Genomic DNA, 24354 nt, shown 5'->3' on the forward strand with positions numbered 1-24354 from the left:
CCGATATCATGTTGGCGACAAGCAGGTGGCCGAGCATTCGCTAGGCGAATTTCAATGCTTGATTTAGGATAGCGACACCAAACTCTCGACATCTGAATCACCCCGTGGCCGCCAAAAAGATGCTAAAGACAGTCGCATTAGCTCGGGCGTTGCTGCTTTGCTTTTTACTGCCAAACGGCAGTTCGCCGACGACCTTCGAGCACCAAGTTTATGTCTGGCAACGGCAGTGGTTACCAGAGCATCGCGAATCTATACGCAAAACAGAGGGTTTAATCTCGGGGTTTCGAGTGTTGTCCAGTCAGCTCCATCCGCGAACTGGTTGGGTATTCGCGCGGGTTGATCTGCCACTGCTTGCTGCCGAAGGTCGGCCGGTCGTTGCGGTAATTAGGCTGGATGGCGCTTTGGCCGATTTGCCTATCAATCAAGTTTCCCTGCAGCTGAAGAGGACTATTTCGACTTGGCTCGATGCTGGCGTCAGATTGACCGGCATCGAGTTTGATTACGATTGTCCCGCCAGTGCGCTGGCTGGCTATCGAGCCGCGCTGGTGCGTTGGCGCAATGCGGTGCCCGCGCCGCTTACCTTGAGCATTACGGCGCTGCCGTCATGGCTCGACAGCGCAGCGCTTGATGGTCTGCTTGCAGTTGTCGATCAGTCTGTCCTGCAGGTTCATGCGGTTCAACAACCGACAAACGGGCTGTTCAGCGTTGAGCAGGCATTCGCTTGGAGTTTGCGTTGGGCGGAGCGCAGCCCTAGCCCATTTTTTCTGGCACTCCCCGCCTATGGGGTCGCGCTGATCCACGGTGCCGGCGGCGTTAGCGTGGAGTCGGAAACCATTTTGCACAACAACAGCCCTCGCGACGAACTCCATTCCGACCCAGAAGATGTTGCACGGCTGATAAGTAAACTGCGCAGCCACAAGCCAAAACATCTGGTGGGTCTTATCTGGTTTCGACTACCGCTGGAAACGGACCGGCGAGCGTGGCCTTGGCAAACCCTGGCTGCTGTGATTTCCGAGCGGTCCCTATATTCTCAGTTGGAAATTTTGCTGTATCAAAAGGGTTTTTCTGGTGATGTCTCAATCCGAAATACAGGCAATGCTCCCGCGGCACTTCCCGACCAAGTTGTGCTGAACGCAAATCATTGTGAGGCGGGTGATGGCGTGTCGGGCTATCGCTATTCTTTTGATGGTGAAGTTGCGACCTTCAGACGGAGCGACTCGCGCACCATGCTCGCCGCAGGGAAGTCAGTGCAGATTGGTTGGCTGAATTGCAAAAAAATAGAACAGGATGCTGCAAATGACTCAAATTAGAAGGTCCGCAATGGTAGTTGCCATAGCTGCATTACTACCCATTGCTTCCGACACTTATGCGTGCGGAGCACGGTTTCCCAATCAGTTACTGGATGACCGGGCGGCAACGTTAAGCGAGTTGCCTGAAGGGAATTTTCGCTATGAGATGCTGCGTTTCGGGATGCCACTACCAGGACTGACCACGGTAACGGAAGCAACCGTCAGCCCGAACTCCTACTTCTGGGAAAGCGACGATGACGGCGAATCGGTGCCGGAGCAGGCGCGCCTACGCTCGGAATACGAGCAGCAGGAACTGCCGTCGGAACAGTGGATAATTGTGAAAAAGATGCGGTCAATGACCGATGCTCAGTCGGCTGAAGCCGTTGGCGAGTCGTTGTCAAGAGAGCTTCGGTGGTATACCGCCGGCGCCGTCGCTGTTGCGGTCGATGACCGAGTACTTGCAAAAAGTTACTTTGAACGAGTGCTCTCGCTGCCGCCAGCGGAAAGAAAATCCCGCACCAGTTGGACGCAGTACTCGTTGGGCGTTTTGCTGGCAAGCAGACAGGAGTGGGCTGCCGCAAAAGCGATGTTCGCTGAATTGCGCGCTGCCGTGGCGAGCGGCAATGCTGATCCCCTGGAGCTCGCCGTGGCGAGTCTCGGCGAAGAAGCACGTATCGCCATGGCAGAGGGGGAGTGGCCGACCGCAGTGCGACTCTACAGCAGCCAGCTTGCGCATGGCTCGGAAAGTGGCTACGCCTCACTACTTCGTCTGGCAGAGTCAATGCTCGCGCTACCCGATGCTGAGCTGGAAGCTGCTATGAATGATGGCTCCGTTCAGCAATTTCTGGCTGCGTACCTATTCAGTCGTGGTGCCTACGACCATAGAAATTATGCGAGGGTCGCCAAGATTTTCGCACGGACAAACGTTGTTGAGCTTTCTTCACTAGATCGACTTGCCGCCGCTAGCTATCAATACGGTGATTATGACAGTGCCCGTCGCTTTCTCGAAAAAGCCGGTGACAGTGGTTTGGCTTGGTGGTTACGGGCAAAACTGGCGCTGCGCTCCGGCGACAAGGCCCTGGCACAAAGCGCCTATGCGCAAGCAATGAAATCGTTTCCGAAAGAGGAGGTGTGGGGCGAAAAGGTCACGGAAAATGGCGAGTATGAGTCGGTCATGCCGCAGTGTCGCGTCAAGGCTGAGGCTGCAATTTTGTCGTTGGGGCGCGGCGATTACCTGGATGCCCTTGATCTGCTGATGCAAGGGGCCGAACTCTACTGGCTCGATGCGGCAACGCTCGCGGAGCGGGTACTGACTGTGGATGAGCTCAAGAGTTTCGTCGAGAAACACACGGTGCCGACACCTGCCAGCAAAGCGCAAGAAGGGTCCCATTTATGGGGGGCACAGGATTATCATCAGCTTTTGCGAGAGTTGCTGGCACGTCGGCTCATGCGAGCTGAGCGTTACGATGAAGCAGTTTTATTTTACGGCTCGCCTGAGCTTCGTGAACTCGCTACGCGTTACGGGCTGGCTCGAAAGCAAGCCAAGTCACGCTGGACCGCAACTGGCCGCGCTTCAGCCGCATACGAAGCGGCAACATTGCTACGCCAATCCGGCATGGAGCTCATCGGTTTTGAAATGGCGCCAGACTTTTCCGCCGCAGGGGGAATGAGTGAGTGGGCAGAGACGAAAGAGCTCGATGAGTGGCGAACCCCGACTGAATTATCGAGGCTGGAAGAAAGCAGGGCACGACCGAACAAACGCTTTCACTATCGGTACGTAGCCGCTGCGTTGGCGAATGAGGCGGCAGACCAGTTGTCTCCACGAAGCCAAGCATTTGCGGCGACGCTTTGCCATGCAACCGAGTGGCTAATCTATCGTGACGGGGATGCAGCGCAGAAAATTTATCAGCGCTACATAAATGAAGGGCCTTACGTTCCTTGGGCGGCACATTTTGGTCAACTTTGCCCTGAGCCTGATTTTCAGGCAGCGCAGACCTTGCAGTGGCAGGAAACGGTCAGTGCGGCGCGGCTAAAGTTACGCCCCTTTAAATGGCTACTTGCCGCCGGCTCGTTTGGTTTGTTGGCCTTGGCATCAATGCTGATGTGGCGCCGACGGAAAAGATCGAGCGAGGGATAGCCAGCTTCATGAAGTGGTGGGCCCTACTGGACTTGAACCAGTGACCCAGCGATTATGAGTCGCTTGCTCTAACCAACTGAGCTAAGGGCCCGTACTGCAGAACGGCTTGTTGCGTGCGCTGAGGAAAAATCAGCGTGGCGAAGGGTAATAAGGAAAAGGGGCGCTGGCAAGCGCCCCTTTTTTGTTTTTCGTCATACTCGCGTAGGCGGGTATCCAGCGCCTCAGGAAAGACACTGGGTTCCCGCCTGCGCGGGAACGACGGGGTGTTGCTTATTGCTCGTCGAGGAAGCTGCGCAGGCGTTCCGAGCGCGACGGGTGACGCAGTTTGCGCAGGGCCTTGGCTTCGATCTGACGGATCCGCTCGCGGGTGACGTCGAATTGCTTGCCGACTTCTTCCAGCGTGTGGTCGGTTGGCATGTCGATACCGAAACGCATGCGCAGCACTTTGGCTTCGCGGGCGGTCAGGCCGCCGAGCACTTCGCGGGTGGCTTCGCGCAAGGATTCTGCCATCGCGACATCGACCGGTGATTCGGTTGCGGTGTCTTCGATGAAATCGCCCAAATGCGAATCTTCATCGTCGCCGATCGGGGTTTCCATCGAGATCGGCTCTTTGGCGATCTTCAGCACTTTGCGGATTTTGTCTTCCGGCATTTCCATGCGGATAGCCAGTTCATCCGGCGTCGGTTCACGACCCTGCTCTTGCAGCATCTGGCGCGAGACCCGGTTCAGCTTGTTGATCGTTTCGATCATGTGCACCGGAATCCGGATGGTACGCGCTTGGTCGGCGATCGAACGGGTGATCGCCTGACGAATCCACCAGGTCGCGTAAGTCGAGAACTTGTAACCGCGGCGGTATTCGAACTTGTCGACCGCTTTCATCAGACCGATGTTGCCTTCCTGAATCAAATCGAGGAATTGCAGACCGCGGTTGGTGTATTTCTTGGCGATCGAGATCACCAGACGCAGGTTGGCCTCAACCATTTCTTTCTTGGCGCGGCGGGCTTTGGCTTCACCGATCGACATCCGGCGGTTCAGCTCTTTGATGTCGAGCACGGCCAGATGGGTTTCTTCTTCGATCTGCGCCAGTTTTTTTTGGGCGCGGATGATGTCTTCGGCGTTGGCTTCAAGCTTGTCGCGGAATTCGCTCTTGGCTTTCAGGTGGGCATCGAGCCACTTGGTGTTGGTTTCGTTGCCCGGGAAGCTGGCGATGAACGCTTTGCGCGGCATGCCGGACTTGTCGCAGGACAGGCGCATGATCAGGCGCTCTTGCGTGCGGACATGGTCCATCAGTTTGCGGGTCTTGTGGACCAGACGATCAAACTGCTTCGGCACCAGCTTCAGTTGCATGAACAGATCGCCAAGCTCGGTCATCGCCGCCTTGGTGGTCTTGTGGTTCTTGCCGAATTTTTTCAGCGCGGCAACAGCTTTCTCGTGCTGCTCGCGCAGCGCAACAAAGCGGGCTTTGGCTTCTTCCGGATCCGGGCCGGTGTCGACTTCTTCTTCGTCAGCGGCTTCGGCGTCTTCGTCTTCCAGTTCTTCGGTGGCGAGCTCGGAACCGATGTGAGTTGCGGCAGCCGGCAGCTCTTCATTGACCGCGTTCGGATCAATAAAGCCGCTGAGAATATCGGCCAGACGAATTTCGCCAGCGAGGTAGCGATCGAATTCGTCGAGCAGATAAGTGGTGGTGCCCGGGTATTCGGTGATCGCGGTGAGAACTTCACGCAGGCCTTCTTCGATGCGCTTGGCGATTTCGATTTCGCCTTCGCGGGTCAGCAGTTCCACGGTGCCCATTTCGCGCATGTACATGCGGACCGGGTCCGTGGTGCGACCGACTTCAACGTCGAGGCTGGCGAGTGCGGCGGCGGCTTCTTCGGCGACGTCTTCGTCGGCGACCGGCGCGGCATCGCTCATGATCAACTGGTCAGCATCCGGCGCGACTTCAAAGACCTGGATGCCCATGTCGTTGATGATGCGGATGATCTCGTCGATCTGTTCCGGATCGATGATGTCCGGCGGCAGGAAGTCATTGACCTCAGCGTAAGTGAGGTAGCCCTGCTCCTTACCTTTGGCAATCAGCAGTTTGAGCTGGGATTGCTGGGTATTGTCGGCGTCAAAGTTTTCAGTGGATGCCATGCCGGTGCGACCTGCTGCAGATGAGAGAAAAAACGGAGGGAAGCGCTGACCAAGCCTCTTGCGCCTGCCGGTCCGGCCGCTTGCGGGGCGGGGACGGTGCTTAAGGCCACGGGGCTTGGTCAGGGGTTCCGGAAAAAGCCGGCAATTATACAGGGTAGACCGCTATTGCGGGTCTGCTTGTTCACGAAATCGGCAAAGTCGGGCCTGTCATTCTGGGTAACCGCGTTCCGATTAAGGCGCCCGTGCCGTTTAAGTCGCCGCTGGTTCATCACCGTCCCGATGCCGGGTCCGCTAGATGGGGCGGTTTGGTGCCAATTCAAGGGCCGTCGTCAGCTCCTTTTCTTAGGAAGGAGGGGGATCGGTCAGGTCTTGCCGGCGCGCAAGCCGGCCATGAAGCGGGCTTTTTCTTCGGCCGTGGCGAGGCCGGAGCGGACCCGTGCTTCCAGATGAGCCGGATCGGCAGCCGCCTGCGCGGCCTCGTGCCGCAGCCGGGTCAGGGCGTCGGCGAAAACTTGCGGCCGCGAGGCTTCAAAGGTTTCCAGCAATTTCGGGTCGGTATCGGCACCGTCCGGCGCCCACGCGGCCAGTTGGCGCAGGGTGTCTTCGTGCGGGTGGTCGGCGAACAGGCCGAGCAGCACGCCGGTATTGACGCCCGGCTGCTCGCGCAGGGTTTGCGCCATCAGCGCCAGCAGCTCGCCACCTTTGAGCGCTTTCAACTCGCGTTCGGCGTTGACCGGCAGTTCATCGATCAGCGTCGGTTGCTGCAGCAGCAGCGCCAACACCGTCCGCATCGGCGTCATCGCCAGCGGCTTCGGTCGTGTCGGCGCCCGGCTCGGGCGCGGTGCGGCGGGGCGCTCGGCGATCATGGGCTGGCTCAGCCCGATGCGCTGATTCAGTTCCTGCTCCAGCAGCATTTTGAAGACCGGGTCGGTGGCTTTGCCTATGAGCGGTTTCGCCAGTGCGGCCAGACGGGCTTTGCCATCGAGGCTGCTGATATCGGTCTGCCGACCGAGCTCTTCAAACAGATAAGTCGACAGCGGTAGCGACTGCTCACTCAAGCGGACCTTGAACGCCTCGGGGCCTTCCTGCCGCACCAGCGAATCCGGATCTTCGCCATCGGGCAGGAACAGGAACTTCACCTGCCGGCCTTCCCGTTGCAGGGCAATGGCATGACTGAGCGCTCGCCACGCGGCGCCGCGGCCGGCTTTGTCGCCGTCGAAGCAGCAGACCACTTCCGGGCAGTAGCGGAACAGCGTTTCCAGGTGGGCGGCGGTGGCGGCGGTACCGAGTGCAGCGACCGCATTCGGGATACCGAATTGGGCCAGCGCGACCACGTCCATGTAGCCTTCGACCAGCACCATCCGGCTCTGGCTGTCCTTGTGCTGCTTGGCCTCAAACAGGCCGTACAACTCGCTACCTTTGTGAAAAACCGGCGTTTCCGGCGAGTTCAGGTATTTCGGTTCGCCCTGGTCGAGCACCCGGCCACCAAAGCCGATGACCCGGCCACGGGCATCGCGAATGGGGAACATGACCCGCTCGCGAAAGCGGTCGTAATGGCCTCTTTGTTCAGGGCCGCCACCATCCTTGGGAATCAGCATGCCGGCCTGTTCCAGCAACTCGCGCAGACGCGGGCTGGTGCCGACCGCTTTCAGCAAACCGTCCCAGCCGGGCGGCGAATAACCGATGCCGTAATGCTTGGCGATTTCGCCGGAAACCCCGCGCCGCTTTAGGTACTCGACGCCGGCTATTCCGTCCGTCTCGCGCAGTTTGCGCTGATAGTGTGTACTTGCTTCCGAGAGGATGGCGTAGAGCTCTTGGCGGAGCCCGGCCTGCGGGTCGCTGCCTTCCTCACGCGGCACTTCGATGCCGAGCCGCTCGGCCAGCAGCTCGACTGCCGACGGGAATTCAATGCGGTCGTAGGCCATGACAAAGCCGAGCGCATTGCCGGCCACACCACAGCCAAAACACTTGTAGAACTGCTTGCTCTGCGAAACCGAAAACGACGGGCTTTTCTCGCCGTGAAACGGGCAGCAGGCCCAGTAATCCTTGCCCTTCTTTTTCAGCGGCACGCGGCTTTGCACCACATCGACAATGTCGACGCGGGACAGCAAATCCTGAACAAACTGCTGGGGAATACGGCCGGCCACGGTTCAGCTTAGGGTGCGGAGAGGACAGCTATGGTGCCTGCCGGCACCGGCGAGAAACAAGCCGCGCCGTCGGTCGACGGCGCGGGATACGGCAACCGGACTCAGCCGCCGAGCTTGGCTTTGATCAGGCCCGACATGGCGCCCATGTCGCAGCGGCCCTGCACTTTCGGCTTCAGCAGGTTCATCACCTTGCCCATGTCCTTGACGCTGGCGGCGCCGGTTTCGGCAATGGCAGCGACGATCAGGGCGCTCAGTTCGGCCTCGCCGAGCTGTTCCGGCAGGTAGGCCTGCAGCACCTCGAGCTCGGCCTGCTCGACTGCCACCAGATCAGCGCGGCCGCCGATTTCGTATTGCTTGATCGATTCCCGACGCTGTTTGATGGCCTTTTCAACGACCGCAAGAATGGCGGTGTCGTCGAGCGTGATGCGGTTGTCCACTTCCTGTTGCTTGATCGCAGACTGCAGCAAACGGATGGTGCCCAGTTTCTGTTTGTCCTGGGCGCGCATGGCGGTTTTCATGTCTTCGGTGATGCGATCGCGCAAGCTGGTCATGGTGTTTTCCTTTTTGTCATGCGGCGCGTTGGCGCCGGCAAAAACGGTTGAAACGCAAAATGCCAGGCACTAGGCCTGGCATCTTTAAGCTCGCTAAACGGTGTACCCGATTGGCAGTTTCGCGCTGCTGCGCCACCCTGCCTGAGCTCCGGCTGTCGTTGCGGACAGCCAGCAAATCACGTCGTTTACTAAGCGAGGCTTAGTACAGACGCTCTTTGCGAATCGATTCGCGCGACAGCTTCTTGGCGTAACGCTTGACCGCAGCGGCTTTCTTGCGCTTGCGCTCGGTAGTCGGCTTTTCATAGGCCTCACGCGAGCGGACTTCCGCCAGGGTGCCGGCTTTTTCGCATGCACGCTTGAAACGACGCAGGGCGACGTCAAACGGCTCGTTTTCTTTGACCTTCACGTTCGGCATTGCAGAACCTTAAGCTTTCGGGGCATTTACAGCCGCCCCACGGGTACACGGGTGGGAGCGGCCAAATGGCTACTCCCGGAAAGGGGCGACATTCTAGCCAAAGGCCCGGATCGATCGCAAACAGATCTTTGGTCAAGCTTTGATCAAAGCCCGATCCCGGTTCGATTCCGGTCCGATCCCGGCCCAGTTCGGTCGGGCCTAGCCCTGATCGGCACATGGGGCCAGCCGAGATCCGGGCACCCGGCTGGCCCGCCGGGCCGTTACAATGCCGACCCGCCTGCCCCGCTCCCAACCAAAGAGGGCCGGGCTGAGGGTGACCGCCGGTCAAACCGGCATCTGACCAGAGAAACGCAGCGGCAATGAAAGTCCTTGGTATCGAGTCTTCCTGCGATGAAACCGGCGTTGCGCTGTACGACAGCGAGCGCGGTTTGCTGGCCGACGCGCTCTATTCCCAGGTCGCCATGCATGCCGAATTCGGTGGCGTGGTGCCGGAACTGGCCTCGCGCGACCACGTCCGCAAGACCCTGCCGATGATCCGTGAAGTGCTGGCCAAAGCCGGCGTCGAGCGGCCCGACGCCATTGCCTACACCGAAGGTCCGGGCCTGATAGGCGCGCTGCTGGTGGGGGCGTCGATTGGCCGCAGCCTCGCCTATGGCTGGGGCATTCCGGCCATCGGCGTGCACCACATGGAAGGGCATTTGCTGGCGCCAATGCTGGAAGCCGACCGGCCGAGCTTTCCGTTTCTGGCGCTGCTGGTCTCCGGTGGCCATACCCAGATTGTCGATGTCCGTGGCCTTGGCGACTACCAACTGCTCGGTGAGTCGCTCGACGACGCCGCCGGCGAGGCCTTCGACAAAACCGCCAAGATCATGGGTCTCGGTTACCCCGGCGGCGCCCGGCTGGCGAAAATGGCCGAGCAGGGTCGGCCGGGTCTCTACAAATTTCCGCGGCCGATGCTCGACCGGCCGCATTGCGATTTCAGTTTCTCCGGGCTGAAAACGGCGGCGCTGCTCGCCTGGCAGGATTCTGATCAAAGCCAGCAGGCCGTTGCCGATATCGCGCTGGCCTTTCAGGATGCCGTGGTCGACACGCTGGTCGGCAAATGCGAGCGCGCGCTCAAACAAACCCAGCACAAATCGCTGGTGATCGCCGGTGGCGTCAGCGCCAATCTGCAGCTGCGCGCCAAGATGCAGGCGCTGCTGCAAAAACGCGGCGGCAAAGCCTATTACCCGCAGCTGAAATACTGCGGCGACAACGGCGCGATGATCGCCTACGCCGGTTGCCAGCGCCTGCTGGCCGGTGAACACCGCGACCTGGCCATCAGCGCCCGACCGCGCTGGCCGATGATTGATCTGCGCGCGCCGTAACACTCACTAGTCGCTGCCGCGATGTAGGCGCGCAAATTGGTGCGTACCGCTTCTCCCTCTCCCTTGATGGGGCGAAGCTGGGAATTAACAGAGCACAGCGCTGTTCCAGCGAAGCGCCATGCGCCACAGGCGAATGGCCGGGGCGCGAAGCGGGTTGGGGAGAGCGTGACCCTGCAGTCAGAGCGGCTGCACACTACAACGAGAGCGGCAGCTTCACCCTCATCCAAACCTTCTCCCGTCAAGGGAGAAGGCTTACGTTTACCGCTCCCTTGTCAGTCGTCCACCAACAGGACTACGCTTGCAGCGATTCATTCAGCATGTCCTGTCGTCGTTGTTTGCTGAAGCTCGTTAGCAAACGCGGTGTTCTATCGCCGTTCCGCGCGTTTCTCCATTCTGGTTGTCAGCCGTATTGGCGCTCGCCTTTGCGTTCGCGGCCGGCTGACTTCGGCAACGCAGGGAGTGCGTCATGGCAAGTGACAGCCGCGAATTCCATCACCCGTCCGCCGTCCGGATGACCGAGCAGCAATTGCTGGCGCGGCGGCGCGCGGCCGCGCGTGTCGAGCTGGATCAAGTCGAACTTGGCGTTGCGGTCTCCGGTGGCGGCATCCGTTCAGCGACCTTTGCGCTTGGCTTTTTTCAGGGCCTCGCCCGCGGTGATGGCCGGGTCGGCAATCTGTTACCGAAAGTGGATTGGCTGTCGACCGTTTCCGGAGGCGGCTATTTCGGTAGCTTTCTCGGCCGGCTGTTTCAAAGCTGCGGCGATCCGCAAAGCGTCACCGAGCAATTGCTCAATCCGCACAGCGGTCCGGTCGAACATCTGCGCCGGCACGGTCGCTATCTGGCGCCCGGCGGCAACGATGATGGCTGGCTCGCCTTTGCTTACATGCTGCGCAGCTTGCTGATGGTGCAAGTGCTGTTTGCCGCGCTCGCTTACACCGTGGGTTTGCTGACGCTGTTGCTGTCGCCCTTGCTGGAACCGCTAACCCGGTATTTTTCCACCAGCGCGGTCGGCATCAGTTGGCTGGCGATGATCCAAACCTTTTCCGGACCGTGGCTTTCGCTGACCATTTTTCCGGTCGCCGGTTTTCTGCTGCTCGGTATCCTCTATTACTTTTACGCGCTGCTCGTCGATGGCGGCGAAGAAGCGCGCATCGCCCGGCCCTGGCTGATGCTGAGTGCCGATGATGAAAAGCTGCGCCGGCATCGCTATTGCCTGACGCTGTGGCAGGGCCGCTGCTTGACGATTCTGGTGTTGCTGCTGGTGTTGGCGCTGCTGCAAGGGCTTGGCACGGTGCTGGCCAATCCCGGCATGCGGGAAAAATTTCTGGATGAGTTTGCAGTCTGGGCGGCGGGCGTGCTGGCCGGTGCCGAAACCGTGCTGCTGTTCGGTCGCCGGATCATGGCGTCGCTGATCGGTGGCAAAGGCGAGGGTGGCAGCAAATTCACGTTGCCGTTGTCAGTGGTCGGCGCGCTGGCCGGCAGTCTGGTGTTGTTGTCGCTGGCCGTGCTCGGCTTTGCATTGGCCGCGCATGTGCTGCATTTCTACGGCTGGCCGCGTTACCAACAATTTGCGGTTAGCCATTGGCTGTGGCTTGCCGTGCAAATCGGATTTCTGTTTCTGATCGCCTGTTGGGTCAATCTTATCAACTCGACCTCGCTGCATCCGTTTTACTACGCGCGGTTGGCGCGCAGTTTTCTCAGTGCGGCGCTGCTGCGCAATCGAGATGTCATGCGCGGCGCACAATGCGGTGCTGGCGGCACCACGCCCGGCGATCTGCCGCTCAGCGATTATCAACCCGACAAGGAAGGTGGCCCGCTGCATCTGATCAACTGCACCATCAATGAAACAGTGGAAGCAGACAGCAATCTCTGGCGCGCGGATCGCAAAGGCATCAATCTATCGGTGTCGCATTGGCTGTACAGCGTCGGTGCCCGGCACCATTTGCTGCGCGATCAAAACGGCTGGAGTGCATTGGGGCCATCGTTCCCGACCAAACAGCATCCCAAAGCCATCAACCAGTCACCGACCGGGCGCTTGTTCTCCGGTTGTGAAGGTCATGAAGAATTGACCGTCGGTCGCTGGGTCGGCATTTCCGGCGCAGCGTTTTCTACCGGCCTCGGTTCGCTGACCCATTGGTGGAGCAGCGTCATTTGCGCGGTCGGCAATGTTCGGCTGGGTTACTGGTGGCGCACTCGCAAACTGCCGTTCTGGAGTTATTACTGCCCACGGCTGTTCCGCTATATGGTGCAGGAACTGCTCGGCTATTTTCGCGGCACCACCGCGCCGTACTGGTACCTGAGCGACGGCGGCCATTTTGAAAACATGGGCGCCTATGAAATGATCCGGCGGCGGGTACCGGTGCTGGTGATCATCGATGCCGAATGTGATCCGAACTATCAATACCAGGGCTTTGGCAATCTGGTGCACAAGGCGAGGATGGATTTCGGCTGCGAAATCCGCGTGCTCAGTGACGACGAGCGCCGCGCCCGCTTTGCCGAATCCTCGCCGCTGGTGTCACTGGAAACCCTGCGCGGAAAAATCGACGGCGAACTGCGACAGAACGGCGGTCGCGCCAGCCTTGCCGTGGGCTGGTATACCGACAACACCGACGACAGCCGTGAACCTGATATCTGGATTCTGTACGTCAAACCGGCCATGTGCGGCGACGAATCGGTTGACCTGCAACACTACCGCAGCGAAAACCCAGACTTCCCGCAGCAAACCACGATGGACCAATTTTTCGACGAAGTGCAGTGGGAAAGCTACCGCAAACTCGGCGAACAAACCGGCGTGCAGATGTGCTGTGTAATCGACCGGCTGGTATCACCGGGGCTGGAGTAAGGGCTGAAAAAGTAGGGCGGGTTCGGCGCGTAGCGACAACCCGCCGTTTTGAATTACGCGGCCATCTTCGATGCGTGAAACGGTGGCTTGCTTCGCGAAGCCACCCTACGCTGAGCGATTAATCCGCTGTACTCGATATCGGCTATTTCTTCTTTTCACTCGCCTCAGAAGCGGTCTTTATTGCGCCGGGTTTGTAGGAGTCCAGAAGACGCTTCGCAAAGGATTCATCTATCAAAGCTACCGATGTCGACGATTGCATCGACATCCCGGCACCGAGCTGCACGTCAGGCTCGAAGTAGAGATAATAAGTTTTCTCAGTAGCGAAATCTATATCCAGCTTAATGGGGGGATTCCCGCATGGAAAATGGTGCTCTATAGCTATTTGATGTGCACCGCCATTGGCAGGAAACGCCAAATATCGCTCGCGCCTCACTGAGCCAATTTCCTTGCCATCCATATAGATGTCGAAGGCACACATTGAGCCAGCACTGCTTGAACCACGAAAAAAATATACGGTTGCAGCTTCGGGAAATTCTGAACCTGCTACAGCTCGTTTATCTGCATCTAGTATTCGAATAACAGGTGCTGAGACGCATGCGGTCAGCGTCAATAATAAGGCACTTGCAGCGACCATCTTCCCTATGTTCATTGGTACTCCTCGCAATCAAATCAATTTACCTAGATAGAACTCTTAATACCTCGTAGGTACGCTTAGCAAGCGTAGCCTGGGTCATGCGCAGTATGACCCGGGTTTTTCGTGCACCGTGCAGCACCTTTCCGGAACCCGCTTCGCTTGTTCCGGACTATCCATCAACTTTGCGCCACTTTCTTCTGGCCAATCTTGCTTTCCTGCCCACTTATCAACTTCCGGATATTTTCCTGGTGCCGCCAAATCAGCAGCGCGCTCAAAATCGCCAGCGGCAAGGTGTAGGCGGGCCAATAAAACCAGGCGATTACCGGTGCGGCGGCAAACGCGGTCAGCGCGGCCAGTGAGGAGTAGCGGAACAGCACGGCCATGATCAGCCAAACCGCGCCGAGGCACAGGCCCAGTCGCCATTCCAGCGCGAAGATCACGCCAAAGCCGGTGGCGACGCCTTTGCCACCTTCAAAGCCGAAGAAAATCGGGAACAGGTGACCGAGGAAGGCGGCAAGCGCGACGGCGGCGAGCCAGAGCCCGTCCACGCCGAAGGCTTGCGCCAGCAGCACCGGGATCACGCCTTTGATGGAGTCACCGGCCAGCGTGATCAGCGCGGCTTTTTTACCGCCGATGCGCATGACATTGGTGGCGCCGGGGTTTTTCGAGCCCTGCGAGCGCGGGTCGGGCAGGCCGAGCAGGCGGCAAGTGATAATCGCCGCCGATACGGAGCCGGCGAGGTAGGCGAGCAGGACAAAGGCAAGGTTGAGCAGCAGGTTTGTGGTCATGGTGTCGGAGTAGTGGGCTCGGGACGCGCTGCGGCCCCCTCATCCCTGGCCCTTCTCCCACAGGGGGAGAAGGGAATTCAACCCCCTCTCCCTTGATGGGAGAGGGTTGGGGAGAGGGTGAACCGTTCGCGTGCTCGCTAGCGGAGGTCGCGCAGCGTGTGCGCAGCAAAGCCGGCAGTATACCGGCGAGCGAAAGCCAAGCCAGTGTGACCAGTGCCGTGTCATACCCAGCGGACACTGACCGGTCAAACCTGACTCGCTAAATCTGACTCACTAAACCTAAGGACGCTCTGATTGAGTCTGAAAGGAAAGCGTTTCTGTCGTCCCGGCGAACGACTGCATGGATGCAGGAGGTAAAGCAACGCAGGAGCGGTTGCCGAAACCGGGACCCCTTTTCATCGGCAAAAATGGATACCGGCTTTCGCCGGTATCACAGGGCTTGAACGTAATCAGATGCTCCCTAACCCGCGTATCACGACAATGCCGCCGTGACAGCGCGCCGACGAAGCCCGACAATGCTTGCCACCTTCGCCTCCGACACCGAACAGGCCGCTGATGGACACCATTTATCTCCGCGATATCGAACTTGCCGTGACCATCGGCGCGTTTGCCTGGGAACAGAAAATCAGCCAGAAGCTGCTGCTGACATTGACCCTGAAAGTGGATACCCGAGCCGCCGCTGCCAGTGATGAGCTGGCTGACGCGCTCGATTACGGCGCCGTGCTGTCGCGGGTGCAGGCGCTGGCCGCCGAGTTGTCGCCCGAGCAACCGGTGCGCTTGCTGGAAACTTTTGCCGAGCGCATCGCGACCACGATTCTGGCCGAGTTTGGCAAAGTGCAAAGCCTGACGGTGGATCTGGCCAAGGTTTTCATTTTCCCGCAGGTGCCGCGGATTGGTGTGGTGATTGAGCGGGGCCGGTAAGGCTGCAATCCGATCCCCCTCCTTTTAAGGAGGGGCTAGGGGTGGTTGCGGAACATAACCAACGAACTGCTCTCTTCCTGATCTCTGCTGCGTGCTGAGTTGAACCACCCCCAACCCCTCCTTCACAAGGAGGGGGGTGCAAAATGCAAGTTGCGCATTGGAAGCTGCCGCGATTGCCATGCGGTAGCTCAGCAATCGGAATTCAATCAACGAGGTTCAGCTTTGCCAAGCGGTTATCTATTGGGTATCGGCAGCAATGTGGCGCCGGAGCAGAATGTGCCGGCGGTGCTCAAGGCCTTGCTGGCCATTTCGCCGCAGCTGTATCTGAGCCGGGTGGTGCGGACGGCGCCGGAAGGCATGCAATCGGCCCATGATTTTCTCAATGTGGTAGTGCTGGTGACGAGCGACTTGTCGCCGGAGGCACTCAAACAGCAAACCAACCGCATCGAGGAAGCGCTCGGCCGTGATCGCAGCGCGCCGGACCGGAAAACCCGCGACCGCCCGGCCGATATCGATCTGCTGACCCGTATCCGCAATGCCCGCCGCACCCAACTGCCGATGATCAAGGAGAACTATCTGCGGCCTCTGGCCGAGGAGTTGCTGGATTATTTGCAGAACCGGCCGCTGCGGGCGCCGAATGGCGTGGTGACGCCGATCCATCTCGACGGTTTGTCGCTCGGTGAAATGCCGGCGACGGTGTCGCTCGACACCGCGACGGGCGTGATTGGTCTTGGCGAGCCAAGTGGTCGGTTGCGTGAACAGTCGTAGGGTGGGTCAAGCGTAGCGGACCCACCAGCGCCATTGAAAATGGCGGATCCGCTGCGCTTGATCCGCCCTACCTGCTGTTTTTTTTCGAAGTATGCGACGTCGCGGTGGAAGTGCCTCGGGGAGTGCGCTCGATGCCGCGACGAGAGTGATTGGCTTCGGCTAACCGATTGGTCGGTTGCGTGAACAGTCGTAGGGTGGGTCAAGCGTAGCGGACCCACCAGCGCCATTGAAAATGGCGGATCCGCTACGCTTGATCCGCCCTACCTGCTGTTGTTCATTTATTTCGACCGGCGCGACGTATCTGTTGCCAGGCTGACCGACACCAGCGCTTGCAACCGCATCAACCCAACCGCCTGCCACCATCGACGGCGATCACCGCGCCGGTCTGGTACGGGTTGGCGAGCAGTGCCGACACCGCCAGACAAATCGGTTCGGCGCCGCCTTCGACGCCGAGCAGGGTTTCGCTCAACACCTTCTCTTTCATTTCGGCGCTGTGCCAGTCCTTGAACAGGATAGGCCCCGGCTGGATCACGTTGACCTTGATTTTGGGTGCCAGCGATTGGGCGAAACTGAGCGCCAGATTTTGGCCACCGGCCTTGCTGGCGCAATAGCTGTCGAAGCGCGGATTGGGTTTGTCGGCAAAAATATCGCTGATGTGAATGATGTCGGCGTGTGCTTTGCTGCAGGCGCGCAGGTGGCCGGTTAACGCGCGGGTCAAGGCAAACGGGCTGCGCATGTGCACCTGATAGAACTGATCGAATTGCGCCAGCGCATCGTCATTGGCGGTCATCGTGGCGGAAAACGCCGAGGCATTGTGGATGATGGCGCGCAGCGATCGGCATTGCGCTTTGACCAATTCGGCCAGCGCCTGCACGCTGGCTTGATCAGTAAAGTCGGCGCGAATCACGGTGATGCCGGCGCTGCGCAGGGCGTCGAGTTCCGGGTTGTCGTGATGATAATGGCCAATGACCGGATGGCCCTGGGCGCGCAAATGCAACGCAAGTGCGTGGCCAACGCGACGGCCGGCACCGGTAACCAGAATGGCATCTTGCATGGGAAGAATCCTTGTTCTTTACCAACCTGCGTGGTGAAAAAATTCGTTAGTGCCGGTGCCATTCACGCGGTAGCCGTGGCTGTGATCGCGTTGCGTTCCGGTGAAAACCTGGCAACCGTGGTGCGAAATTCATCGCGGCCAACGCCGCTGCTACATCGCAAATTTCATCGCGGCCAAGTCCGCTCCTGCAGGCAAAACCGTCGCGCTTCTACGTTCGCTAACCGGCTACTGATCAACTGAGCCAGTTGCCATTGGGTGTGCCAGCGGCAAACGCCGAGACGTTGGTCATGGTGGTCTCGGCGATATTTTGCAGCGCTTCCCGGGTGAAGAATCCCTGGTGTCCGGTGATGAAAACATTGGGGAAAGTCATCAGCCGCGCCAGCACATCATCGGTCAGAATGTCGCCTGAATGGTCAGCGAAAAACAGCCCGGCTTCTTCTTCGTAGACGTCCATGCCCAGCGCGCCGAGCTGGCCGGATTTGATGGCGACAATCACCGCTTTGCTGTCGATCAGCGCACCGCGGCCGGTGTTGATCAGCATCGCGCCCGGCTTCATTTGTGCCAGTGTCTGACTGTTGATCAGGTGCTGGGTGGCGGCGGTCAACGGGCAGTGCAGGCTGACGATATCGCTCTGCTGAAGCAACTCCGGCAGCGTCACATAGCGCACGCCGAGGGCCAGACAGTCGCGGTTCTGGATTGGATCGGTTGCCAGCACCGTGCAGCCAAATCCGCTCATGATCCGGGCCAGTACCGAACCGATTTGACCGGTGCCGATGATGCCGACGGTCTTGCCATGCAGGTCAAAACCGAGCAGGCCATTGAGCGAAAAATTTTGTTCCCGAACGCGGGCAAAGGCGCGATGCAACTTGCGATTGAGCGTCAGGATAAGACCAACCGTGTGCTCGGCAACGGCATACGGCGAGTACGCCGGCACCCGTGCAACGGCCAGTTGCAATGCCTTCGCGGCATTCAGATCGACGTGGTTGAAACCGGCACTGCGCAAGGCCAACAAGCGGGTGCCGCCGGCTGCGAGTTGCTGCAAAACGGCAGCGGAACCGTCGTCATTGACGAACAGGCTGACCGCGGAAAATCCGTTGGCGAGTGCCGCCGTGCTGGCGTTCAACGCCAAGGTTTGATGCTGGCAGCGATGGCCGCGTGCACTCGCCGCCGCATCCAGAAACGGTCGCTCGAAGGGCTGACTGCTGTAGATCAGAACGTCCATGCGCGGCTCCTTTTCTCTTCCTTTATATATATAGGAAGAGCGGAACCGGCGCCATGCCGATCAAATGCTACCTATATATAGGAAGAGCGGCGCGTGCAGACAGGACGAACAGTACGTGATGTGGGCGTTGTCCGGCTCGGATCAATCGAGCTGCTTCAGGTACTCGGTGCCACCCAAACCGCGCATCTGATCCAGTATCCAGCTTTGCCGGCGATAGACATACGCCGACGGTTTGTCGACTTTGAACCGATGCGGATTGGGCAGCACCGCTGCCAGCAACGCGGCCTGTGACCAGCTGAGCTGGGCCGCGCTGCGACCAAAATAAACCCGGCTCGCCGCTTCGACGCCGTACAGACCTTTGCCGTACTCGACGATGTTCAGGTGCACTTCGAGAATGCGCTCCTTCGACCACAGCGCTTCGATCAACAGCGTGAACCACACTTCGAGACCTTTGCGGACGTAGCTGCGACCGGACCAGAGAAACAGGTTCTTGGCGACTTGCTGGCTGATGGTGCTGGCGCCGCGCAGCCGTTTGCCACGTTGGTGCGCGGTCCAGGCTTTTTCCATCTGCTCGATATCGAAACCGTAATGCTCGGGGAATTTCTGATCTTCGCCGGCCATCAGCGCCAGCGGTGCCGCTTTGGCAATGCGTTCATACGGCACCCATTTCTTGCGCGCGACATAGTTCTTGTCGCCGCTCCACCAGGCCGCAATCTGCCGCTCCATCATCACGCCGGAATACGGCACCGGCGCAAACCGGAACACCAGCACCAACAAGATCGAGAGCGAAATGAAACCGAGCGTGAACCAATAGCAGGTGCGCCAGAGCCGGCGCAGCAATGACGGGCGCGGTTTGCTGGTGCGATTAGCGGGCGTGATGCGGGTGGCTTGTTCAGTCATGGCGCGCCATTCTCTTTGTTCGCCGGTGTGCCAGCAAGCGGGATATTGCGGCCGACTGCGCGCCGGGCCGTGCGCCCCGGCCGCGTGTCAGATACTGGCAGTTAAGCGTGCAGGGATCGGCGCAGAACCGTAAAATGCCGCGTCCTCTTCACCGCCGGTTTTCCATGAGCCATCGCGAGCGCCTGCAAACTCAACTGCACCGATTGAACCCGCGGTTACCGCTGCCATCCGATGAGGCGATCAGCCACAGCGAGCGGCTGCACCAGCATTTGTCCGCGCAGCTGGCCAACCAGCCGATGCCCTTTTCGGCGTTCATGGCCGATGCGCTGTATGCGCCGGGTCTGGGTTATTACAGCGCCGGCGCGACCAAGCTGGGTGCCAGCGGCGACTTTGTCACCGCGCCGGAAATCTCGCCGCTGTTTGCCCGCTGCCTGGCCCGGCAATGTGCCGAAGTGCTGCAGGCGATCGGCGGCGGTGAGCTGCTCGAATTTGGCGCCGGTCGCGGCATCATGGCCCGGGATCTGCTGCTCGAATTGCAGGCGCTCGATGCCCTGCCGAGCCGCTATCTGATCATCGAAGTGTCGGCCGATTTGCGCCAACGCCAGCAGGAAACCTTGCAGCAATTGCCGGCCGATATCGCTGGCCGCGTGGTCTGGCTCGAACACCTGCCGGCGACATTCAGCGGCGTCATCCTGGCCAACGAAGTGCTCGACGCGATGCCGGCCACGGTCTGGTGCCGGCGTGACGGCGAGTTGCTGGAGTGCGCCGTTACCCGCACCGAGCAAGGCGAATTTGCCTGGACTGAACTGCCGGCCGATAAAAGCTTGCAGCGCTGGTTTGCCAGTTTGCCAGCCGCTCTCGTTGAACAATGGCCGGCGCTTTACCGCTCGGAAATGCATCCCTTGCAGGCCGGTTGGTTGCACAGCCTTGGCCGCATTTTGCAGCGCGGTGCCGTGCTGCTGATCGATTACGGTTTTCCCCGCCACGAGTTCTATCACCCGGATCGCAGTGCCGGCACCTTGATGTGCCATTACCGCCATCACGCCCATCCGGACCCCTTGGTGCTGGTCGGTTTGCAGGATCTGACCGCGCATGTCGACTTCACCGCAGTGGCCGAACAAGCGTTGGCCGCCGGGCTGGACGTGCTCGGTTATTGCCATCAGGCGGGCTTTCTGCAGTCGCTCGGCGTGCTTGATATGGCCATGCAAATTCGGGATGAAACCGAGCAGATCGTTGCCGCCCAGGCGCTGAAAAAATTGCTGATGCCGCACGAGATGGGTGAGCTGTTCAAGGTCATCGCACTCGGCAAAGGGCTCGATGATTGCCTGACGCAGCCGCTGACCGGCTTCGCGTTATATGACATGCGGGAGCGCCTTTGATGGCCGAGCGTTTGCTGATTCTGTTACTGCTGATCCTGCCGTCCATTGCCGAGGCCAATGCCCGCCAGGTGAACTGGGTGCCGTGGCTGATTGGTGTCACCGTCACCAGTTCCGTGCTGGGCTGGATCTGGGCCAAGCGGACCAAGATGCTCGACAACATCCACCTGCGTATCGTCGGTTTCAGCGTCTATTTCTGGCTGCTGGCGTTCGCCCAGATGGGTGTGTTGATGCTGCTGTACTGGCTGACCAAGTAGCGCATTTGGTCGCGTCGGTCGGTGCTGGCGTAGTCACGCGCTTGCGTCCGGCAGCGGGTTCCGAACGGCGACGGCCGGTGGCCGGTTTTTCCGACAAGACAATTCAATCTGACGGTTTCATCCAACAAGGATATTGAGCAAATGGAATGGTGGTTGTGGGTGCAGGCCCTGATTCAGGGCATCGTTGAAGGGCTGACCGAGTTCCTGCCGGTTTCCAGTACCGGTCATCTCATCGTCTCGGGCGCGTTGATTGGTTTTAATGGCGAGAAGGCCAAGGTCTTTAACATCGTCATTCAGTCGGGGGCGATCCTGGCGGTCTGTTTCGAATACCGCGCCCGCATCGGTTCGGTTCTCACCGGCGTCTGGAGCGAGCCGCCGGCGCAGCGGTTCACCGTCAATCTGCTGCTCGCGTTTCTGCCCGCTGCCGTGTTGGGCTTGCTGTTCGCCAGCGGCATCAAGGCGTATCTGTTCAACCCGATCCCGGTGGCGGCGGCGTTCATTGTCGGTGGTTTTCTGATCCTCTGGGCCGAGAAGCGGACCCATGTGGTCACGGTGCCGACCGTTGATGACATGAAGCCGATGGACGCACTGAAGGTTGGCTTTGCCCAATGTCTGGCGTTGATCCCCGGTACTTCGCGTTCCGGTGCGACCATCATCGGTGCCTTGCTGTTTGGCTATTCCCGCAAGGCCGCCACCGAGTTTTCGTTCTTTCTGGCCATGCCGACCATTTTCGCCGCGACCGTTTATGACGGCTGGAAGCATCGCGAGCTGTTCAGCGGCGACGATATTCCCATGCTGGCAATTGGCTTTGTCGCGGCCTTCCTGAGCGCCATTGTCGCGGTGCGGGCGCTGCTGAAGTTTGTCTCCAGCCACACCTTCGTTGGCTTTGCCTGGTACCGGATCGGTTTCGGTTTGCTGATTCTGGCAACTGCCGGGCTTGGCTGGATCGATTGGTCCGCCGCCTGAACGGCAGTCAGTAGCGCTCAGCGCAGCCAAAAAAGAAACGGGGCCGGTTGGCCCCGTTTCTTTTGCTCGGTAACAGAAGGGGTCGGTATTGCTTGCTGCGGCGTCTTCTCTCAATCACGGCTAAAGCCGCTCCCACAAACCCGTCATTCGAGCAGAACACGCAGCATCCAGGCGTTCTTCTCATGCAGTTGCATGCGCTGCGTCAAAACATCGGCGGTAGGCTCATCGCTGGCGGCTTCGACCAGCGGGAACAGTTCGCGGGCGGTGCGCACGACTTGTTCCTGACCCAGCACCAGCCGGCGGATCATTTCCTTGGCGTCCGGTTTGTCGGTGTCTTCCGGGATTTTGGTCAGCGCGGCGAATTCGCGGTAGGTGCCCGGTGCCGGGAAACCGAGCGCGCGAATCCGCTCGGCAATGGCGTCAACCGCCAGCGCCAGCTCGGTGTATTGCGTCTCGAACATCAGGTGCAGGGTGTTGAACATCGGCCCGGTGACATTCCAGTGGTAGCTGTGCGTCTTCAGGTACAGCGAGTAGCTGTCAGCCAGCAAACGCGACAGACCAAGGGCAATGGCTTCGCGTTGCGAGGCGTTGATACCGATGTTGATCTCCATGAAAGCACTCCTTGTGATGACAAGCGACGGGGTACGGCTGCGGTCATTATGGTCTTGATTCCCGGACCGGTGAAAGTTCGCCGCCGCTATCGCAGCCATACAGCCGGTGAATGGTTGTGCCGTTTGTCGGCAGTGGATCGTGACTACCGAACTGACAAATTTGGGCAGTTGGTGGTCCGATCATCGGCGCCAGATTCCGTTTGCGCGACCTCATGAACGCATCGCGAGGTGGATTTGGATCCCGATTTGGATCCGTCAGCGGTTTGGCTTCAGTCCGATCCAAAACTGCCGGCTTGCGATCCAAACGGGGTCTGCAAACCGATCCAAAACCGGTTTTATGGTGGCCACGCGCGGCGATCAGATCCCGCTTTTTGCTGTGCATCGACGATCGATTTGCGGTGACGCCGTGTGTTGACCACGTTTTTGATCCAAAAATGGGCTGCAAAGGACAAAAAAATTGCGTTTTTGCACAAAAAACGTTGCCTAAAATTTCACCATACAAAAAAACTTGTATATACTCAGCGCCGTAGCGTTCACCGCTACCTGACTGGAGAAATCAAAAATGGCAAAAGCTACCAAAGCAAAGGCAAAGAAACCGGCTAAAGCCGCCAAGGCTAAAGCCCCGCGTAAAGCGAAAGTCGTAAAGGCGAAAGCCGTCAAAGCCAAGGCCCCGCGTAAAGCGAAGGCTGTGAAGGCCAAAAAGAAAGCCGCCCCGAAGGTGAGCAAAGAAGAACGTGCAGCAAAGCGTGAAGCCGCTGCCCGTGCTCGTCGTCTGGCTGCTGCCAAGAAGAAAGTCGCCAAGCTGAAAGAGCGTCAAGCCAAGCAAATGGCTCGCTTCAAGGCCAAGCTCGAGAAGGCATTTGCCAAGTTCGAGACCAAGGCCATGGCTGCTGTTGACAAGCCGAAAAAGCGTCGTCGTCGTAAGAAAGCTGTCAAAGCTGCCTAAGACGCCTGGCGTTTCGGCGAGCCGCATTGAGGTCTCCTCTGCGGCTCGCCACCTTCCGTAGTTAAGTGTTCAGACAGTCGTTAAGTATTCAGAACCCGCTTCACCCGCTTGCCGTAATGCCATTGCCGTAATGCCATTGCTGTAGCCGTGCTCATGCTGAACAGCGCCCGCTGATGCCTTTGAGCTCATACGCCAACAGCCGCTGACAGCCTTGCTGCAGCAACCGTGGCATTGCAAACCTCTCGCTGCGCCTGCCGTAGCCGCTCCCTGTTTCACTCCCGATTTTGCTGCTGACGCTGGTTCCACTGGCTGCTCGTCACTATCCGCTGCTCCGGATTTGGTCGATCAGTGAGTGCTGCGGTGACGGCTGTTGCGCTCGACGCCGCAGCGCTTAGCTGCCGGTCTGGCCCGGTTTGGAAATGCAGATCTCGTCCAGCGTCAGCTCAAAGGCCGGGGCAAACTCACGCATGAAGTAATCGACCTCGGGCGATTTCAGCGCCTGCAGGCGGTTCTCGATGTCTTCGGCAGCGACCTTGAACTCATTGTTGCCGGCCAACAGTTCACTCCGACACTTCAAACAGGCCGCGATGGTGTCGGCCGCCTTGATGAGTTCGTGTTGGTCCGCCGACATGGCGGTGTCGAGCAGCAATGGCCGATAGGTTGGCTGCAGCGCCGCCGGCAACATGCTCAGCAAATCGATTTGCGCTTGCGCCTCAATCGCCTTGTAGGCGTCGCGAATGGCCGGCGAGTGGTATTTGACCGGTGACGGCAAATCGCCGGTGAAGACTTCGCTGGCGTCATGGAACAAGGCCGCGACGGCAATCTGATCGGCGTTGACCTGACCGCCAAACACCTGATTGCGGATGCTGGCCAGCGTGTGCGCGATCGCCGCGACCTCGAACGAATGCTCCATGACGTTCTCGCGCATCGCATTGCGTTTGAGGCCCCAGCGTTCGATGTAGCGCAGGCGGGCGAGGTAAGCGAAGAACGGACTGCTCATGATGAAACTCCGTGACGGGTGCGTGGTTCG

The 24354-nt window shown here is 59.4% G+C and carries 21 protein-coding genes and 1 tRNA gene; 10 read left to right on the forward strand and 12 right to left on the reverse strand.

The annotated features are described in order from the left end of the window. The first annotated feature begins 104 nt into the window (after positions 1 to 104). Entirely contained in the window at positions 105 to 1310 is a 1206-nt protein-coding gene (locus HPT27_RS05100; RefSeq protein ID WP_172239856.1) for a DUF3142 domain-containing protein, read from the forward strand. After that, positions 1297 to 3426: a tetratricopeptide repeat protein gene (locus HPT27_RS05105; RefSeq protein WP_172239859.1), complete on the forward strand. Its 2130-nt coding sequence runs from the start codon at positions 1297 to 1299 to the stop codon at positions 3424 to 3426. Before HPT27_RS05100 ends, HPT27_RS05105 begins: the two co-directional genes overlap by 14 nt. Positions 3427 to 3440: 14 nt before the next feature. Here the strand turns inward: HPT27_RS05105 and HPT27_RS05110 are convergent. The 5 genes from HPT27_RS05110 to rpsU form a co-directional block, all read right to left on the reverse strand. Beyond that, positions 3441 to 3517, reverse strand: a tRNA-Ile gene (locus tag HPT27_RS05110). 179 nt (positions 3518 to 3696) lie between these two features. Then, positions 3697 to 5559 (reverse strand): RNA polymerase sigma factor RpoD, encoded by a 1863-nt coding sequence (gene rpoD / locus HPT27_RS05115; protein ID WP_172239862.1) that lies wholly within the window; start codon positions 5557 to 5559, stop codon positions 3697 to 3699. 362 nt (positions 5560 to 5921) lie between these two features. Beyond that, a complete protein-coding gene (gene dnaG / locus HPT27_RS05120) occupies positions 5922 to 7706 on the reverse strand; it encodes a DNA primase (protein WP_172239865.1) in 1785 nt (594 codons plus the stop codon). 101 nt (positions 7707 to 7807) lie between these two features. Continuing rightward, positions 7808 to 8257, reverse strand: coding sequence for a GatB/YqeY domain-containing protein (locus HPT27_RS05125; protein ID WP_172239868.1), 450 nt, complete (start codon positions 8255 to 8257; stop codon positions 7808 to 7810). A 199-nt stretch (positions 8258 to 8456) separates the two neighbouring features. Beyond that, a complete protein-coding gene (gene rpsU, locus HPT27_RS05130; protein WP_172239871.1) occupies positions 8457 to 8672 on the reverse strand; it encodes a 30S ribosomal protein S21 in 216 nt (71 codons plus the stop codon). Between the two features lie 359 nt (positions 8673 to 9031). Here rpsU and tsaD point away from each other — a divergent pair, with 359 nt between their 5' ends. Continuing rightward, positions 9032 to 10039: a tRNA (adenosine(37)-N6)-threonylcarbamoyltransferase complex transferase subunit TsaD gene (gene tsaD, locus HPT27_RS05135; RefSeq protein ID WP_172239874.1), complete on the forward strand. Its 1008-nt coding sequence runs from the start codon at positions 9032 to 9034 to the stop codon at positions 10037 to 10039. A gap of 466 nt (positions 10040 to 10505) precedes the next feature. Next, positions 10506 to 12881, forward strand: coding sequence for a hypothetical protein (locus tag HPT27_RS05140; RefSeq protein WP_172239877.1), 2376 nt, complete (start codon positions 10506 to 10508; stop codon positions 12879 to 12881). A gap of 142 nt (positions 12882 to 13023) precedes the next feature. Here HPT27_RS05140 and HPT27_RS05145 read toward each other — a convergent pair whose 3' ends face one another. After that, complete coding sequence (locus HPT27_RS05145) at positions 13024 to 13530, reverse strand: DUF2846 domain-containing protein (RefSeq protein WP_172239880.1); 507 nt, start codon at positions 13528 to 13530, stop codon at positions 13024 to 13026. Between the two features lie 161 nt (positions 13531 to 13691). Continuing rightward, positions 13692 to 14303, reverse strand: a complete 612-nt coding sequence (gene plsY / locus HPT27_RS05150; RefSeq protein ID WP_172239883.1) for a glycerol-3-phosphate 1-O-acyltransferase PlsY — start codon at positions 14301 to 14303, stop codon at positions 13692 to 13694. Between the two features lie 555 nt (positions 14304 to 14858). On the opposite strand from plsY, the gene folB reads away from it, so the two are divergent. Together folB and folK are read left to right on the forward strand one after the other, a co-directional pair. Continuing rightward, entirely contained in the window at positions 14859 to 15224 is a 366-nt protein-coding gene (gene folB / locus HPT27_RS05155; protein ID WP_172239886.1) for a dihydroneopterin aldolase, read from the forward strand. A 222-nt stretch (positions 15225 to 15446) separates the two neighbouring features. Continuing rightward, positions 15447 to 15992 carry a 2-amino-4-hydroxy-6-hydroxymethyldihydropteridine diphosphokinase gene (gene folK / locus HPT27_RS05160; RefSeq protein WP_172239889.1) on the forward strand — a complete coding sequence of 182 codons (546 nt, stop codon included), beginning with the start codon at positions 15447 to 15449 and terminating at the stop codon, positions 15990 to 15992. Between the two features lie 340 nt (positions 15993 to 16332). Here the strand turns inward: folK and HPT27_RS05165 are convergent, their stop codons facing one another. From HPT27_RS05165 to mtgA, 3 genes are all read right to left on the reverse strand, one after another. Further along, positions 16333 to 17046, reverse strand: a complete 714-nt coding sequence (locus tag HPT27_RS05165) for an SDR family oxidoreductase (RefSeq protein WP_172239892.1) — start codon at positions 17044 to 17046, stop codon at positions 16333 to 16335. 232 nt (positions 17047 to 17278) lie between these two features. Then, positions 17279 to 18268, reverse strand: a complete 990-nt coding sequence (locus tag HPT27_RS05170; protein ID WP_172239895.1) for a 2-hydroxyacid dehydrogenase — start codon at positions 18266 to 18268, stop codon at positions 17279 to 17281. A gap of 141 nt (positions 18269 to 18409) precedes the next feature. Then, positions 18410 to 19168, reverse strand: a complete 759-nt coding sequence (gene mtgA / locus HPT27_RS05175) for a monofunctional biosynthetic peptidoglycan transglycosylase (protein WP_172239898.1) — start codon at positions 19166 to 19168, stop codon at positions 18410 to 18412. 134 nt (positions 19169 to 19302) lie between these two features. On the opposite strand from mtgA, the gene HPT27_RS05180 reads away from it, so the two are divergent. From HPT27_RS05180 to HPT27_RS05190, 3 genes are all read left to right on the forward strand, one after another. Further along, the gene (locus HPT27_RS05180; RefSeq protein WP_211197861.1) at positions 19303 to 20547 is read left to right on the forward strand and encodes a class I SAM-dependent methyltransferase; all 1245 of its coding nucleotides are present in this window, start codon (positions 19303 to 19305) and stop codon (positions 20545 to 20547) included. After that, positions 20547 to 20801, forward strand: a complete 255-nt coding sequence (locus HPT27_RS05185) for a hypothetical protein (protein ID WP_172239901.1) — start codon at positions 20547 to 20549, stop codon at positions 20799 to 20801. The genes HPT27_RS05180 and HPT27_RS05185 overlap by 1 nt, the downstream gene beginning before the upstream one ends. 141 nt (positions 20802 to 20942) lie before the next feature. Beyond that, entirely contained in the window at positions 20943 to 21767 is an 825-nt protein-coding gene (locus HPT27_RS05190; protein WP_172239904.1) for an undecaprenyl-diphosphate phosphatase, read from the forward strand. A 143-nt stretch (positions 21768 to 21910) separates the two neighbouring features. Here the strand turns inward: HPT27_RS05190 and HPT27_RS05195 are convergent, their stop codons facing one another. After that, a complete protein-coding gene (locus tag HPT27_RS05195) occupies positions 21911 to 22378 on the reverse strand; it encodes a Dps family protein (RefSeq protein ID WP_172239907.1) in 468 nt (155 codons plus the stop codon). Positions 22379 to 22940: 562 nt separating this feature from the next. On the opposite strand from HPT27_RS05195, the gene HPT27_RS05200 reads away from it, so the two are divergent. Continuing rightward, positions 22941 to 23324 (forward strand): hypothetical protein, encoded by a 384-nt coding sequence (locus HPT27_RS05200; protein WP_172239910.1) that lies wholly within the window; start codon positions 22941 to 22943, stop codon positions 23322 to 23324. Between the two features lie 391 nt (positions 23325 to 23715). On the opposite strand, the gene yfbR is transcribed toward HPT27_RS05200, so the two are convergent. Further along, positions 23716 to 24324, reverse strand: coding sequence for a 5'-deoxynucleotidase (gene yfbR / locus HPT27_RS05205; protein ID WP_172239913.1), 609 nt, complete (start codon positions 24322 to 24324; stop codon positions 23716 to 23718). Positions 24325 to 24354: the final 30 nt, after the last annotated feature.

The organism is Permianibacter fluminis (assembly GCF_013179735.1).
Taxonomy (GTDB): Bacteria; Pseudomonadota; Gammaproteobacteria; order Enterobacterales; family Permianibacteraceae; genus Permianibacter; species Permianibacter fluminis.